The sequence below is a fragment of the Parasphingorhabdus halotolerans genome (assembly GCF_012516475.1).
GTDB lineage: Bacteria > Pseudomonadota > Alphaproteobacteria > Sphingomonadales > Sphingomonadaceae > Parasphingorhabdus > Parasphingorhabdus halotolerans.
The window spans coordinates 1,760,313-1,773,909 of record NZ_CP051217.1 but is presented as its reverse complement, the minus strand read 5'-3'; the positions used below and the strand labels follow the sequence as shown (position 1 = coordinate 1,773,909).

17 protein-coding genes are annotated in these 13,597 nt (G+C 54.0%); 11 read left to right on the top strand and 6 right to left on the bottom strand.

The annotated features are described in order from the left end of the window. The first annotated feature begins 8 nt into the window (after positions 1–8). From HF685_RS08650 to HF685_RS08630, 5 genes are read left to right on the top strand one after another with little or no spacing between them, the layout of a single operon-like run. Positions 9–407 (top strand): hypothetical protein, encoded by a 399-nt coding sequence (locus HF685_RS08650; protein ID WP_168819317.1) that lies wholly within the window; start codon positions 9–11, stop codon positions 405–407. 27 nt (positions 408–434) lie between these two features. After that, positions 435–803 (top strand): ArsC family reductase, encoded by a 369-nt coding sequence (locus HF685_RS08645; protein ID WP_246218556.1) that lies wholly within the window; start codon positions 435–437, stop codon positions 801–803. A gap of 11 nt (positions 804–814) precedes the next feature. Further along, the gene (locus tag HF685_RS08640) at positions 815–1,354 is read left to right on the top strand and encodes a metal-dependent hydrolase (protein WP_211051076.1); all 540 of its coding nucleotides are present in this window, start codon (positions 815–817) and stop codon (positions 1,352–1,354) included. Then, positions 1,324–1,608, top strand: a complete 285-nt coding sequence (locus tag HF685_RS08635; RefSeq protein WP_168819315.1) for a DUF427 domain-containing protein — start codon at positions 1,324–1,326, stop codon at positions 1,606–1,608. The genes HF685_RS08640 and HF685_RS08635 overlap by 31 nt, the downstream gene beginning before the upstream one ends. Then, a complete protein-coding gene (locus HF685_RS08630; protein ID WP_168819313.1) occupies positions 1,605–2,687 on the top strand; it encodes a glycerophosphodiester phosphodiesterase in 1,083 nt (360 codons plus the stop codon). The genes HF685_RS08635 and HF685_RS08630 overlap by 4 nt, the downstream gene beginning before the upstream one ends. On the opposite strand, the gene HF685_RS08625 is transcribed toward HF685_RS08630, so the two are convergent. Further along, positions 2,684–3,934: a TCR/Tet family MFS transporter gene (locus HF685_RS08625; protein ID WP_168819311.1), complete on the bottom strand. Its 1,251-nt coding sequence runs from the start codon at positions 3,932–3,934 to the stop codon at positions 2,684–2,686. The genes HF685_RS08630 and HF685_RS08625 overlap by 4 nt on opposite strands. 119 nt (positions 3,935–4,053) lie before the next feature. Here HF685_RS08625 and panB point away from each other — a divergent pair, with 119 nt between their 5' ends. The 5 genes from panB to HF685_RS08600 all read left to right on the top strand — a co-directional run bounded on the left by panB (position 4,054) and on the right by HF685_RS08600 (position 9,197). Further along, complete coding sequence (gene panB, locus HF685_RS08620; protein ID WP_168819309.1) at positions 4,054–4,926, top strand: 3-methyl-2-oxobutanoate hydroxymethyltransferase; 873 nt, start codon at positions 4,054–4,056, stop codon at positions 4,924–4,926. A gap of 159 nt (positions 4,927–5,085) precedes the next feature. Next, positions 5,086–5,874, top strand: a complete 789-nt coding sequence (locus HF685_RS08615) for a tetratricopeptide repeat protein (RefSeq protein ID WP_246218555.1) — start codon at positions 5,086–5,088, stop codon at positions 5,872–5,874. Continuing rightward, positions 5,874–7,232, top strand: coding sequence for an outer membrane protein assembly factor BamB family protein (locus HF685_RS08610; protein WP_168819307.1), 1,359 nt, complete (start codon positions 5,874–5,876; stop codon positions 7,230–7,232). Before HF685_RS08615 ends, HF685_RS08610 begins: the two co-directional genes overlap by 1 nt. Before the next feature lie 32 nt (positions 7,233–7,264). Then, positions 7,265–8,656 carry a ribosome biogenesis GTPase Der gene (gene der / locus HF685_RS08605; protein WP_168819305.1) on the top strand — a complete coding sequence of 464 codons (1,392 nt, stop codon included), beginning with the start codon at positions 7,265–7,267 and terminating at the stop codon, positions 8,654–8,656. A gap of 124 nt (positions 8,657–8,780) precedes the next feature. Next, positions 8,781–9,197 carry an Hpt domain-containing protein gene (locus HF685_RS08600; RefSeq protein WP_168819303.1) on the top strand — a complete coding sequence of 139 codons (417 nt, stop codon included), beginning with the start codon at positions 8,781–8,783 and terminating at the stop codon, positions 9,195–9,197. A gap of 24 nt (positions 9,198–9,221) precedes the next feature. On the opposite strand, the gene bfr is transcribed toward HF685_RS08600, so the two are convergent. The 4 genes from bfr to HF685_RS08580 all read right to left on the bottom strand — a co-directional run bounded on the left by bfr (position 9,222) and on the right by HF685_RS08580 (position 12,108). Beyond that, positions 9,222–9,698 (bottom strand): bacterioferritin, encoded by a 477-nt coding sequence (gene bfr, locus HF685_RS08595; RefSeq protein WP_168819301.1) that lies wholly within the window; start codon positions 9,696–9,698, stop codon positions 9,222–9,224. A gap of 119 nt (positions 9,699–9,817) precedes the next feature. Further along, a complete protein-coding gene (locus tag HF685_RS08590) occupies positions 9,818–9,988 on the bottom strand; it encodes a (2Fe-2S)-binding protein (protein WP_168819299.1) in 171 nt (56 codons plus the stop codon). Positions 9,989–10,073: 85 nt separating this feature from the next. Continuing rightward, positions 10,074–11,318 carry a DUF418 domain-containing protein gene (locus tag HF685_RS08585; RefSeq protein WP_168819297.1) on the bottom strand — a complete coding sequence of 415 codons (1,245 nt, stop codon included), beginning with the start codon at positions 11,316–11,318 and terminating at the stop codon, positions 10,074–10,076. Positions 11,319–11,433: 115 nt separating this feature from the next. Then, the gene (locus tag HF685_RS08580) at positions 11,434–12,108 is read right to left on the bottom strand and encodes a nitroreductase family protein (RefSeq protein ID WP_168821420.1); all 675 of its coding nucleotides are present in this window, start codon (positions 12,106–12,108) and stop codon (positions 11,434–11,436) included. Between the two features lie 163 nt (positions 12,109–12,271). Between HF685_RS08580 and HF685_RS08575 the strand changes: the two genes are divergently transcribed. Then, positions 12,272–13,069: a Coq4 family protein gene (locus HF685_RS08575; RefSeq protein ID WP_246218554.1), complete on the top strand. Its 798-nt coding sequence runs from the start codon at positions 12,272–12,274 to the stop codon at positions 13,067–13,069. A 90-nt stretch (positions 13,070–13,159) separates the two neighbouring features. Here the strand turns inward: HF685_RS08575 and HF685_RS08570 are convergent, their stop codons facing one another. Further along, positions 13,160–13,597: a DUF3052 family protein gene (locus HF685_RS08570; RefSeq protein WP_168819296.1), complete on the bottom strand. Its 438-nt coding sequence runs from the start codon at positions 13,595–13,597 to the stop codon at positions 13,160–13,162.

The window sequence follows — 13,597 nt, the reverse complement described above, 5'->3', positions numbered from 1 at the left end:
AGCGCCTCATGAAATTGCTTTCACTTCCCCACGGTTACCGCCCGCCGATCCTTAATGTCATTGGCGCGCATTTATTTGGCCTTTTATTGGGCGGCTATGTGCTGGCGCTGTCAGAGCTGGATCCGCCATTATCGATCCTGCTGCTGTTTCTGGTCTGGAATTTGGGTGCCGGTCTGGTGTCCCATTCTACCGAAGCAACCCGCGCGGCGTGGCGGACCAATAGTGGCAAGATTGGCAAGCTGCTTTTTGTGATAGCTAATCTCACGATATTTCCCTATCTCGCGCTCTGGTTGATTCCGGAGGATGTAACATTACTTATCTTCCTGCATGCCACTTTGCTGGCAAAGATCATCATGTTTCTGGGCGGTCAATTCGGCAAAGGCGCCACAGGCAATTTGAGGCTCTAAACAGAGCCATTTAACAGGACGGGTATCATGAGTAACGAAACCAAAATGTACGGTATCTCCAATTGCGATACGATAAAAAAAGCGCGCAACTGGATGGAACGCAACGGTATAAACTATGTATTCCATGACTATAAAAAATCTGGAATTACCAAGGAAAAACTGGAAATGTGGGTGCTTCAGGTCGGCTGGGAAACCCTGCTCAACAAGCGCGGCACAACGTTCAAAAAATTGCCCGATATGGTGAAGCAAAATGTCAGTGATGACACAGCGGTGATGCTGATGGCGGAAAACCCCAGCATGATTAAGCGCCCGGTGCTCGAGCATGGCGACGAGCTGGTCGTCGGGTTCAAGGCTTCGGACTATGAAGCGGCAGGGCTGGCAGCGCGTAACAGCTAATGCCCACCATCATGTCCCATGCAGCGGTGCCGATAGCGGGCGCGTTGATGCTGGGTCGCGGCCGGATATCGGTGCCGGTTCTTGTAACAGGAATAGCTTTTGCAATGCTGCCCGACGCCGATGTGATCGGGTTTCGTTTTGGAGTGGATTATGCCGACAGTTGGGGCCATCGCGGCGCAACGCATAGCTTTGTTTTTGCCGCCGCCGCTGCGCTTCTCGCCATAGCCGTCTGGCGTCCCCGGAAATATTGGATCGCCGCAGCTTATCTCTTCATCGCAATGGCTTCCCACGGCCTACTAGACATGCTGACCAACGGCGGGCTAGGTGCCGCACTGTTCTGGCCATTTGATCACAATCGCTATTTTGCGTCGATTACCCCGATTGCCGTATCGCCAATCGGGATCGACAATTTTATCTCTGAACGCGGTTTTCGGGTACTTGTGTCCGAAGTAATCTGGATTTGGACTCCGCTGTCGGTTTTGACAGGCGCGGTCCTCATCGTTCAGGGAAGGAAAAGAAATTGGCGACAGCAAAATGGAATGGCGCAGTGATTGCCGAGAGTGATGACACGGTGGTGGTCGAGGGCAATCATTATTTCCCGCGTGATGCGGTCTGGTCGAAATATCTGACCAGCAGCGAGACGACTTCTCACTGTCCGTGGAAGGGTGACGCGTCTTATCACACACTGGTCGTCAATGGCGAAACCAATGAGGACGCAGCCTGGTTTTATCCGACACCGAAAGAGAAAGCGGCAGAGATCAAGGATCGCATCGCGTTCTGGAAAGGTGTAGAAGTCACTACATGATATTCACTCGCCTGCTTTGTGCTTTTGCAATTTTGCTGTTGGCAGCATGTGCGGGAGAATCAGGGCAGGGAGCAGCAAAAGTGCCGACTTTATCCGGTGAGCCGCCAATCATAATCGCGCATCGCGGTGCTAGTGGAGAACGGCCCGAGCATACATTGGCGGCCTATCAACTGGCGATTGAGCAGGGTGCGGATTTTATCGAACCCGATCTGGTGCTGACCAAAGACGATGTGCTGGTTGCGCGCCATGAGAACGAGATTAGCGGGACGACCGACGTCGCGGATAAGCCCGAATTTGCGGACCGCAAAACCACCAAGATCATCGATGGTCAGGAAATATCGGGCTGGTTCACCGAAGATTTCACGCTTGCTGAACTCAAGACATTGCGAGCCAAAGAACGTCTGCCGGATTTGCGCGCGGCCAACACGCAATATGATGGCCGGTATGAGATTCCAACCTTTGCGGAAGTGCTGGATCTGTTGAAGGCGCATGAAGCGAACACCGGCCAGCGGATCGGCGTCTATCCGGAGACCAAGCATCCGGGCTATTTTGCGTCGATTGGGCTCGCGCATGAGGAGCCATTGCTCAAATTGCTTGCGCAATATGGTTTTGAAGATGGCGATGATCCTGTGTTTATCCAGTCTTTCGAGGTAGGCAATCTCAAGGTGCTCAATGCAAAAACCGAAATACGCCTTGTGCAGCTGGTCGCTAGTGAAGGTGGACCGCCGGATGTCGACGGACAGACTTATGCATCGATGATCACTCCTGATGGCCTGAAAGAAATAGCGACCTATGCTGATGGACTGGGGCCGCCCAAGGAAATGGTGATCGGCCGCAACGCACTTGGCCAGCTAACCGAACCAACAAGACTGGTGCAAGCGGCTCATAAGGCGGGGTTGGTCGTGCATCCCTGGACCTTCCGGCGGGAAAATTATTTTCTGCCCACGGATTTCAAGAGCGGCATTGACCCGGCCGGAACGGGCGATCTGGAAGGCGAAATTCTGCGTTTCATTGCTGCCGGTGTAGATGGTATTTTCAGCGATAATCCGGCGCAGGCCGTCTCTGTCGCGAAGCGCTAGGCGCTGTAATGCCGCCGCGCGGTGGCAGCATAGACCAGGATTGAAACCAGCATCAGACCAGCCCCGACCAGAAACGGCGCGCCGGGAAAATACAATCCCTGTTGATCGGCATAAGCGCCGAATACTGCGGTCATCATGACCGGGCCAACAATCGACGTCAGGCTTACCGTGCTGGCGATTGCGCCCTGCAACTCACCCTGGGCATCTTCGCTGATCCGGTTGCTCATCATCTGCTGCATTGCGGGGAAAGCAAAGCCGCTGGCCGCGCCAACAACAATGCCGACATAGACGAACCAGTCATTCGGCGCGAAGGCAAAGGTGAGGTAAGCGGGAATACCGAACATCAGGCCGAAATAGGCGGTGCGCCGTTCGCCGATGCGACCGATGAGCCTGCCGACCAGCCCGCCCTGTACCAATGCCAGCAAGATTCCGAACAGGACAACGCTGAACCCGATTTGCGTTTTGCTCCAGTCAAAGCGTTCGATAAGCCAATAGGCCCAAACCGCGATTTGCGCCTGCGCGGCGAGTTGCAGGATGAATATTGCCGCCAGAAAACCGATGACCAGTGGCGTTTTTGACATCTGGAGCAGGCTGCCGAGCGGATTGGCGCGCACAATAGTGAAGGCCCGGCGCTTTTCCTGTGGCAAGGTCTCCTTCAGGATCAAAATACCTACTGCGGTTCCGACGAGCGCAAGAACGGCGGCTGCAATGAACGGCAGCCGGTCATTATATTCGCCTAATATGCCACCAATACCCGGGCCAATAACAAAGCCCATCGCGCCTGCTCCGCCCAAAATGCCGAAAAACTTGCCGCGCTCTTCTGGCTTGGCGACATCGGCAACACAACTGTTAGCTGCCGCCCAGCTCGCGCCCATCACCCCGGATATGATACGCCCGACAAAAAGCCAAACGAGCGCAGGTGCCCATGCCATAATCACATAGTCGAGGCCGAGCAAAAACAAGGTGGTCAGCAACACTGGTCTCCGCCCGAACCGGTCGCTCAGTCCGCCGATAATTGGCGCAAACAGGAATTGCATGGTGGCATAGGCAAACAGCAACCAGCCGCCAATTTCTGCTGCCCGGTCGATGCTCGCACCGGTGATGCCCTCAATCAATGAAGGCATGACCGGCAATATGAGGCCGATGCCCATCATATCGATGAACACGATAAAAGCGACAAACAGCAATATGGATTGCTGACCCGCAGGAGCAGAACCCGCAGAGTCGGGGCGCGCAGCCGTTGGCATAAGATATTCCATTATTCTGGAAGGTGATTTCGGGTGAGTCGTGAGACCGCTATTTTGTGGCGCAATTGAAAGCGAAAGGCAATGCTGGTCTTATTATTCTTGGCTGCTATTATCACATCATGTCTACTACATATAAACTTGATACGTCCACCAGCCGGGCGCATCCGAACCCACAGCCGATGCGGCGACTGTCCGTGCCCAAAATTCAGAGCCGCAAGGTCGATGGCGTTACTGCGGAACCTGTCGTGATGCTTACGGCATACACGGCGCGCACAGCGCAACTGCTAGATGCGCATTGCGATATATTGCTGGTGGGCGATAGTCTGGCGCAGGTGATTTACGGACTGGATTCAACTATCCCGGTCACTCTGGAGATGATGTGCAACCACGGCGCTGCGGTGGTGCGCGGCAGCTATCATAGCGTGGTTGTAGTTGACATGCCCTTTGGTTCTTATGAAGCTTCACCGCAACAGGCCTATGAAAGCGCCGCGCGGATATTAAAGGAAACCGGCGCGGCGGCAGTGAAGCTGGAGGGCGGCGAAGTTATGGCTGAAACCGTAGCATTCATGGTCCAGCGCGGTATCCCGGTTGTCGGCCACGTGGGGTTGACCCCGCAAGCGATTAACGTGCTCGGCGGCTATGCTGCGCGCGGGCGCAGCGATGCCGAGGCCAAGAAAATCGTTGGCGATGCCGTCGCGCTGGACAGGGCCGGCGCCTTTGCCATTGTGCTGGAAGGCGTGCTGGAACCGATTGCGATTGAAGCAACCAAGGCGGTCGATGCGATTACCATTGGCATCGGTGCCTCGGCGCAATGTGACGGGCAAGTGCTGGTAACAGAAGACATGCTTGGCATGTTCGAACGCACGGCGCGCTTTGTGAAGCGTTATCACAATATTGCGGAAAATATCGAGGGCGCGGCGATAAAATATGCCGAGGATGTAAGGAACCGCAGCTTCCCGGGACCGGACCAGCTCTATCAACCCAAAAAATAACCAAATTCCAGCATAATCATGAAAACACGTTCAGCATATTGAAATGGACGATAGACTTTTACATTTGGCCAAGCGGGCGCTAAAGAGCAGCCGGTAAATTATAGCCGTGTTTTGCGGTCAATAGAATATATGAACCAGGATTAGTTTAAGGAGGCCAGTTTGGCCAAGCCACCGATTAAAGATACTCCCAAAGACGAAACGAGCCGTAGCGAAGATGTTTTTCTCCGCGAAGTTGATGATGCCGTTCGGGAAGACAATTTCAAGGAATTCGCCCAGCGCTATGGTCTGGTGATCGCGGTCGCATTGGTGATCGGCCTTGCTTCGCTTGCAGGGTGGATTTTCTACGGTAACAGCCAGGATGAAGCCTCCGGATTGCGCAGCGAAGAATATGTCAGTGCGATTGATAGTCTCAAGCAGAATAATCTGGACGGGGCATCCAAGGCACTCGAGTCTTTGGAGACTGCGGATCAGGATGGCTACCGTGCTGCAGCCCAGATGATGCAAGCCAATATCGCGCTGGAAAAACAGGATGTGAAAAAGGCCGTTGCAGCCTATGCCAAGATCAAGGCTGACAAGACATTGCCCGGACCTTTCCGTGATCTGGCCTTGATCCGCCAGACGGCAGCGGAATTTGACAGCCTGAAGCCCCAGCAAGTGGTGGACCGGTTGAAGCCGATGGCGGTGCCTGGGAATCCTTGGTTTGGTAGCGCCGGTGAGATGGTTGCAATTGCTTATCTGGACATGGGCAAGGCCAATCTGGCTGGCCCGTTATTTGCCCAGCTCGCAAAAGACAAGACAGTCCCGCCGACAATCCGATCACGGGCTCTGCAAATGGCAGGTGTTCAGGGTATTGATGCGGTGGAAACTGAAGAAGATAAAACAGACGGTGAAACCGGCGGTGTTGCGCAAATCGCACCGGTATCAGCGGATGAGGGGAAAACCGAATAATGAACACTGAAACAACAAGCCGATTTCGTCAATTTCCGGCCAAAGTTCTTGCGGCTCTGGTAGCGGTCACACTGGTTTCTGGCTGCGCATTGCTTGGTGGCGGTGGCGACGACGAGAAAAAGACGCCGACGATCGGCAATCGCACCAGCATATTGTCAGGTGAAAGTGGCGCAGAAGTTGATCCGGCACTTGCTGGTATTTCGGTTATATTGCCGACGGCTATTTCCAATGCAGACTGGGCACAATCAGGCGGCAATGCTGGTAAATCCATGGGCCATCTTGCTCTGGGCGCATCGCCTCAGCGCGTCTGGACGGCCAATATCAGTGGTACGACAAAACGGGCGCGACTGGCGGCATCGCCAGTTGTTTCCAATGGCCGGCTTTATGCTGTAGATACCGAAGCGATGGTCCACGCCTTTGACGCGGCGTCCGGAGCAAAAATCTGGTCGACCCGGATCGATGTGAAAGGCGATGGAAAAGACTCCCTGTTTGGCGGCGGTGTCAGCGCAGAGGGCACGATGGTCTATGCCACCAATGGTGTCGGTGATGTGGTGGCCTTGAATGCCGCCGATGGCAGCCAATTGTGGAAAGTACGCCCGGCAGGCCCGCTGCGCGGCGCACCAACGGTGTCGAACGGGAATGTCTACGTCATGACACAGGACAACCAGATTTATGCGCTGAGCCAGACTGATGGTTCTGTGCAATGGAATGAGGCGGGTACACTGGGTCTGGCGGGTATCTTTGGCGTAGCTGCACCCGCAGCGGCGCAAGGCACGGTGATTGCCGGTTATTCCTCTGGCGAGCTGACGGCTTATCGCTATGAAAATGGTCGTAATCTCTGGAGCGATGCACTGGCGCGGACCAGCATTTCGACCTCGGTTTCGACACTTTCTGATATTGATGCTGACCCGGTAATTGACCGGGGGCGGGTATTTGCGCTCGGCCAGGGCGGACGGATGGCGTCCTATGAACTGGTAACCGGTCAACGGATCTGGGAATTGAATATCGCTGGTATTGCAACGCCTGTCGTTTCTGGCGAATGGGTTTTTGTGCTGACTGACGATGCAAAATTGCTTTGCATTGCCCGGCCAACCGGTAAAGTGCGCTGGATCAGCCAATTGGCAGCTTTCCGCAATATCGAGAAGAAGAAAAATCCGGTCAACTGGACGGGCCCGGTGCTCGCAGGCAATCGTTTGATCGTTGCCAGCACCGAGGGTGAAGTTGTTTCCATCTCACCCGGGGAAGGCTCTGCATCGACCATGTTTGAGCTGAACGACGGCGTCTCGCTACCACCGATAGTGGCCGGCGGCATGCTTTATATTCTCGACAGTAGTGGCCGCATTTCGGCTTTCCGGTAAGGTTTTTTGTAAAAGGAACGGGACCTAGCAACATGCTGCCCAATATCGCGATTATCGGGCGGCCCAATGTCGGCAAGTCCACTCTGTTCAACCGTCTGGTTGGCAAGAAACTGGCGCTGGTTGATGACCGGCCGGGAGTGACGCGTGACCGGCGGGAAGGCGCGGCCAATTTACTAGGTCTTGAATTTAACGCCATCGATACCGCAGGATACGAAGATGAAGATGCCAAAAGCCTGCCAGGCCGGATGCGCAAGCAGACCGAGATGGCGGTTGCCGGGGCCGAACTCGCGATATTCGTGATAGATGGCCGCGCTGGCCTAACGCCCTTGGACGAGGAAATCGCGCGCTGGCTGCGAAGCGCAAAAACGCCGGTGATACTGCTGGTCAACAAGGCAGAGGGCAATGCGGCCCAATCGGGCATATTGGAAAGCTATGCTCTGGGTTTTGGCGATCCGATTCCGTTCAGCGCCGAGCATGGTGATGGTATGGCCGATCTGTTTCAGGCCATCCAGCCTTATGTCGAGGGCTTCAAGGTGGCTGCTGCCGATGAGCCGACGGATGAACGTGCACCGCTCAAAATGGCCATTGTCGGTCGCCCCAATGCCGGCAAGTCGACGCTTATAAACAAGATGCTCGGCGAGGATCGTCTGATTACCGGCCCGGAAGCGGGTATCACGCGGGATAGTATAACCGTGGACTGGTCTTGGCATGATAATGCGCTGACCGAAGAAGATTTACTGGACGGTATCGAACCGGATCGCAGAGTAAGGCTAATTGATACCGCCGGCATGCGCAAACGGGCGAAGGTCAATGACAAGCTAGAGAAATTATCGGTTGCGGATGCGAAACGCTCGATTGATTTTGCCGAAGTCGTTGTCTTGCTGCTTGATGCCACCAAGGGGCTTGAGGCACAGGATCTGCGGATCGCTGACCAGACTATCCAGGAAGGACGCTGCTTAGTGATCGCGATCAACAAATGGGATGTTGCCGAAGGGCCCAGCAAATTGTTCAACGGCATCCGCGCAGCATTGGACGACGGGCTGGCGCAGGTTCGTGATGTGCCGCTAATTACCATTTCTGCCTTTACCGGTAAGGGTATAGATCAGCTGCTGAAAGCGGCCTTCAACTCCCGCCGGGTCTGGTCGCAGCGTGTCTCGACAGGCAAACTCAACCGCTGGTTTGAGGATGCGATCACAGATAATCCGCCACCAGCGCCGGGCGGCAAACGCATTAAATTGCGCTATATTACCCAGGCGAAAACCCGTCCGCCGAGCTTCGTCATCTTCGGGACGCGGGTTGATGATCTGCCGGAAAGTTATCGGCGGTATCTGATTAACGGTATCCGGCGGGAGCTTGGGTTTGGCGGCGTTCCCGTGCGCTTGATTATTCGCGCTCCGAAAAATCCCTATCACGACAAAGAGTAGAGCCATCGTTATTCAAAGATGATCATGGTTAATTTTTTTTGAATTGGTAACTAAGTTTTTACAATTACCGTCGTAAACCTATGAGCATGACCCGAATTCTTATTGCTTGAACCAGGATGTGACCGTGGCACAGATAGATGAAAATCTCATTGATTGGTCGATCTACAACCAGACCAGTGCCGCGCTCGGTCCGAATTTTGTCCGGATATTGGGCTATTTTCGAGAGGATGGTACCCGGTCGGTCGCTGAAATTGAAGATGCGATGCGGACCAAAGACGCGATCCGCATTGTCATGCCGGCCCACACGCTCAAAGGAGAGGCTGGGCAGTTTGGCGCAACCCGGCTTTGCGAGCTGGCGGAGCGGATTGAGTTTATCGCCCGCAAATCCATTGAACACCGTGAAGCGCCCGATGAGATCATGGAACTGATTGTCGGATTGCGTCCGCTGTTTGAGCAAACTCTGGCTTTACTCGATCAGGCATCCAGCCCCGTTGTCCATCGCCAGACATCCGGATTCGGACGCCGCGCGGCGGGACACTAATTGGCCGCTAGGGCCAGCAGCAGCTTACTCGGCTGATTCCGATTGCAGCTGGATGTAGTTTTCAATCCCCATACGCTCAATCATGTCAAACTGCTTTTCCAGCGTATCGACATGCTCTTCTTCATTTTCGAGAATTTCGGCGAAAAGATCACGGCTGACATAGTCGCGCACAGACTCGCTATGCTCAATGGCATTTTTCAGCTGCGGTAGCGCCTCATGCTCCAGCTCAAGATCAGCCTTGAGGATTTCTTCCACCGTTTCGCCAATTTTTATCCGTCCGAGCAGCTGGAAATTGGGTAGACCATCGAGAAACAGGATGCGTTCGGCTAGTTTGTCCGCATGTTTCATCTCGTCGATCGATTCTTCATATTCAAACTTCGCGAGCTTGCTGACGCCCCAGTTGTCCAACATCTTGCTGTGGAGAAAATATTGATTGATCGCGGTGAGCTCATTCTTGAGCGCCTCGTTGAGAAATTCGATGACTTTTGCGTCGCCCTTCATGGCGTGGTCCTTCCAGTATCTGAAGCTGAGTTACGGATTGTATAAAGCAAATACACCGCTGACGAAAGAGGCGTCTTCCGAGAAAATTTAATTATTTCAGTAAGTTGCTAAAGCGAATGCTAAGCGGTCGCAAGTTCGGACTGAATAATCGTTTTTGCGAATGAGAGGCATTGACCGCATTTGGGTTTGCGACCGAGCTGCGCATAGACTTCGCAAGGCTTTTCAGAACCGCTGCGAACCGCGGCACGCAGGTCTTTTTCCCTAATCGCATTGCAAATACAAACAACCATTACTATGCCTCTAATGCCTTCGTTGCGACTCGTATATAGCTAATGAGAATAGATCGCAATAGCAAAAGCACTAAAAGAACGATAATCAGTCGATCCGCATTTTTTGCACTTCCAGCCGTGCCAGCGAACGCCAGAGCCATTCGAGCGGGCCGTAGCGATATCGCATCAGCCACGGTTTGGACCAGAGCAGCATGTTGATCCATGTGCCCAGCACGAGAAGATAAAGCGTGGCGCGGTTGATCTGTCCGAAATAGCCCAGACCCCAGCCATAGAAGATGAACGTCATTGCGATGCTGGTGCCAAGATAGTTCGAGAAAGCCACACGGCCGGCAGCCGCGACCCGGTGCAACCAGCTTGCGTTGGAATATTTTCGGATCAGCAAGATCAGCAAGCATGCATAGCCAATAGTCATCAGCAGCAACGACGGACCGGTCCAAGAGAAATTGACATTCAGCACCCGCAAGATTTCAAAATCGCTGCGTATCTGGAATATCACCATCGGAACCAGCAGCAATATGCCGATCAGTGTGAACTTTGTCCCCCAGTTTTTGTACCGGGCACGCTCCCAGCTGCCGCTAAAAAATCCGTCCTTATAAAGCGCCATGCCAATCATCATCAGCGGCAGGGTTTCCATGAAGCTGAAGGCAATGCCGGAAAGTGGCTGAAACAGGGAATTGGCGATTTTATCCATGAAGATCGAGCTGAAGCCCGATTGGTATAACGACACTTCTGCCGCAATCGCCGCATCGTCGACACGAAAATCTGCGATAGCATCTTGATATTGCGCAATGACGAACGCACTCGCGCCGGGCTGGCCAGCCTGATATTGCAAATAGAGCAGGCTTCCCATCATCGCGCCAAAAGCGACTATGCCGATAACATAGAGCAGCAGCGCCCGGCGGAACAAGGTTTCTGAGGGGAGGCCCACCATGAAATAGGCAACACAGCCAACCACTGCGTAAAGAAATAATATGTCGCCAAACCAGAGAAAGAAAAAATGAGCAAGGCCAAATAGTGCGAGCCAGAACATGCGTGAAAAATGCACTTTAGCGGGATTTTGGCTATTAGCCTCCGCGCGCTCGACAACTAGCATCATGCTGGCGCCAAACAGCAATGTGAAAAGCCCGCGCATCTTGCCATCGACGAAAATGAAAGACAGCGCCCAGACGATAATATCCGGCGTGTCGGTGCCGCCGTAAACCGCTGGCGAGAAATAGGCCATTTCGGGCATGGCGAAACCGACGATGTTCATGAGTAATATGCCCATGACCGCGAAACCGCGCATCGCATCGAGCTCGAGGTAGCGGGGGGTGGCGGTCGTTGTTGTCACACCAGTTCCGTTCGTCCCGAGCCTGTCGCAGGCCAGTTTCCGTTGGAGCAGTGTCCGGTCGATGCGGGTGCTTCGACAAGCTCAGCACGAACGGAGGTCAAGGAGTTTAGGCTAATCACAACCAACTCGAAATCTGATCAAGCGGTTTCTTGATCGTGGCGTGCATCGGAATAGTCGCATCCGGCGCAGGCTTGCCGACCACGAGCACCATCATCGGCTTTTCGTTGCTGGGTCGGTCACACACCTCGTTCAGGAATTTCATCGGGTTCGGCGTGTGGGTAAGCGTTGCGAGGCCCGCATCATGCATCGCCGTGATCAGCATGCCGGTGGCGATACCGACGCTCTCGCCCACATAATAATTTTGCTTCATCTCGCCGGGGTTCATGCCGCCTTTGCGCTGACCGAATATCACAATCAGATAGGGCGCGGTTTCCAGAAACGGCTTGTCCGCATCGGTGCCGAGCGGTCCCAATGCCTCCAGCCATTCCGCGCTTGCCTTGGTCTCATAAAATTCGCGCTCTTCGGCCTCCGCCGCCTCACGCAAGGCCTTCTTCTTATCCGCCGATTCGATCACCGCAAAATGCCACGGCTGGTGATTGGCGCCATTGGGAGCGGTTCCGGCGGCGAGAATAGCATTCTCGATCACGGCGCGAGGAATCGGTTCATCGGTGAAATAGCGACAGGTGCGGCGGGTTTTGATCGCCTCGTAGAATGCAGCAGAACGGGTCACCCGTTCGTCATCGGAATATTTGGGCAGCTCAGTATAGGGCAGGGTGTCATGTGGTTTCATCGGATGCGTCGCAATTCTCTTTTCAAAGTTGACCAAATTGACTGCAAGGAACGCCGAATTTCCGCCAATTGTCGAATGACGGGCTTTGTAAGCAACCGCAGCCATATAGGAAAGGATGATTTTCTGTATTGACATTAATGTCAGTAGTGGCCAAATGCGAACCATGGAAATGAATCATGATTTTGCTGGCGGAACAGAACCCGCCTTTATTCACCCTGATCGCCCGGAAGCGCGTTTTCGTCCGCTCAAGGCGCTGCATCACTTTCGCGAGTTGATCAAGGACAAGGAAGATACCGCTCAGGTTTTCCATATTTTTGAAAGCCTGCCGCGTCCCGGTTTTCGCACGGATGCTGAAGCTTTTGTCTATAGCGATAAGGGTAAAGGACTACGGGTCAGCGAACCGCATCTGCCGAACTTGCTCGACGATCATGAGCGATTGCGGAAACTGCCTGCGGGTAGCCTGGCGCATGCCTATTGTGACTTCATGGAGAAAGAAGGCCTCAGCGCCGCCGGCCTGGTGGAAGAATTCGACCGATTTGCGCCCAAGCAATATGGCGATCTGATAGAATGGTATGGCCATCGCCAGCGTGACACCCATGATCTGCTCCATATTCTCACCGGCTATGGCCGCGATGCACTGGGTGAACAATGTGTGCTGGCATTCACCTTTGGCCAGAACCCGGCGATTGCCAATATCTTCATCGCTTATGCCGGTGGCCTCAACATGAAGAAGCAGGTGAAAAGCGACGCGCCGGTGTTCAAGGCTATTCGCGAGGCGCAAAAAATGGGCAAGGCCTGTCCGCGGATCAGCGAAGAGAATATCACAGAATTGCTGGCCCAGCCGTTGGATGAGCTGCGCAAGAAGCTGAACATGACGCCGCCGAAATTTTATCGGCAAGCCCACGAGCAATATCGCGCCGACGGCATTGATCCTTATGATATGCTGGCGCAGGCGTCTTAAATAGAGTCGTTAAAAAGACTGTCATGCTGAACTTGTTTCAGGCTCTCCTTTGGCAATCGTACTTTCTCCATATGAAATACTGAAACAAGCTCAGGATGAACGGTGAGGGGACATGGGCGAATACCGCAATTTCTTGCGGATAACCAGCTTCAGCCCCGACCAGACGCCATCAACTGCGCACACCTTGATATCTACAAAACCCATCGGCAGGGCAACTTCGCGGATGGTGTCTTCGGTGATATCGGTGGGAACCTTCGACGCCCTTTTTGGCCAGCTAACCCAGACCTGACCTGCGGAGTCTATCAGCGTGCGCAAGGCGGTGAGATGCTGTTCCATCGCGGAGCGTTCGGTGGTAAAGATATGGGCGGCATTCAGGCCTTTGGACGGCGCGGGTTGTTCTATCAATGTCAGGCCAAAGTCCTCAATTTCAGCGCGAACGCTATCCGGCATGTCAGAAAACCAGACCCGCATCCCGTCTTTCAACGAAAGTTTTTTGGCGAGCGGGGTTCCGGAATATCCTGTTGGCAT

Coding starts and splice junctions, on each gene's coding strand:
- HF685_RS08650 (WP_168819317.1), top strand. CDS start 9: ATGAAATTGCTTTCACTTCCCCACGGTTACCGCCCGCCGATCCTTAAT.
- HF685_RS08645 (WP_246218556.1), top strand. CDS start 435: ATGAGTAACGAAACCAAAATGTACGGTATCTCCAATTGCGATACGATA.
- HF685_RS08640 (WP_211051076.1), top strand. CDS start 815: ATGTCCCATGCAGCGGTGCCGATAGCGGGCGCGTTGATGCTGGGTCGC.
- HF685_RS08630 (WP_168819313.1), top strand. CDS start 1,605: ATGATATTCACTCGCCTGCTTTGTGCTTTTGCAATTTTGCTGTTGGCA.
- HF685_RS08625 (WP_168819311.1), bottom strand. CDS start 3,934: ATGCCAACGGCTGCGCGCCCCGACTCTGCGGGTTCTGCTCCTGCGGGT.
- panB (WP_168819309.1), top strand. CDS start 4,054: ATGTCTACTACATATAAACTTGATACGTCCACCAGCCGGGCGCATCCG.
- HF685_RS08610 (WP_168819307.1), top strand. CDS start 5,874: ATGAACACTGAAACAACAAGCCGATTTCGTCAATTTCCGGCCAAAGTT.
- der (WP_168819305.1), top strand. CDS start 7,265: ATGCTGCCCAATATCGCGATTATCGGGCGGCCCAATGTCGGCAAGTCC.
- bfr (WP_168819301.1), bottom strand. CDS start 9,698: ATGAAGGGCGACGCAAAAGTCATCGAATTTCTCAACGAGGCGCTCAAG.
- HF685_RS08590 (WP_168819299.1), bottom strand. CDS start 9,988: ATGGTTGTTTGTATTTGCAATGCGATTAGGGAAAAAGACCTGCGTGCC.
- HF685_RS08580 (WP_168821420.1), bottom strand. CDS start 12,108: ATGAAACCACATGACACCCTGCCCTATACTGAGCTGCCCAAATATTCC.
- HF685_RS08575 (WP_246218554.1), top strand. CDS start 12,272: ATGGAAATGAATCATGATTTTGCTGGCGGAACAGAACCCGCCTTTATT.
- HF685_RS08570 (WP_168819296.1), bottom strand. CDS start 13,597: ATGCCAACAGGATATTCCGGAACCCCGCTCGCCAAAAAACTTTCGTTG.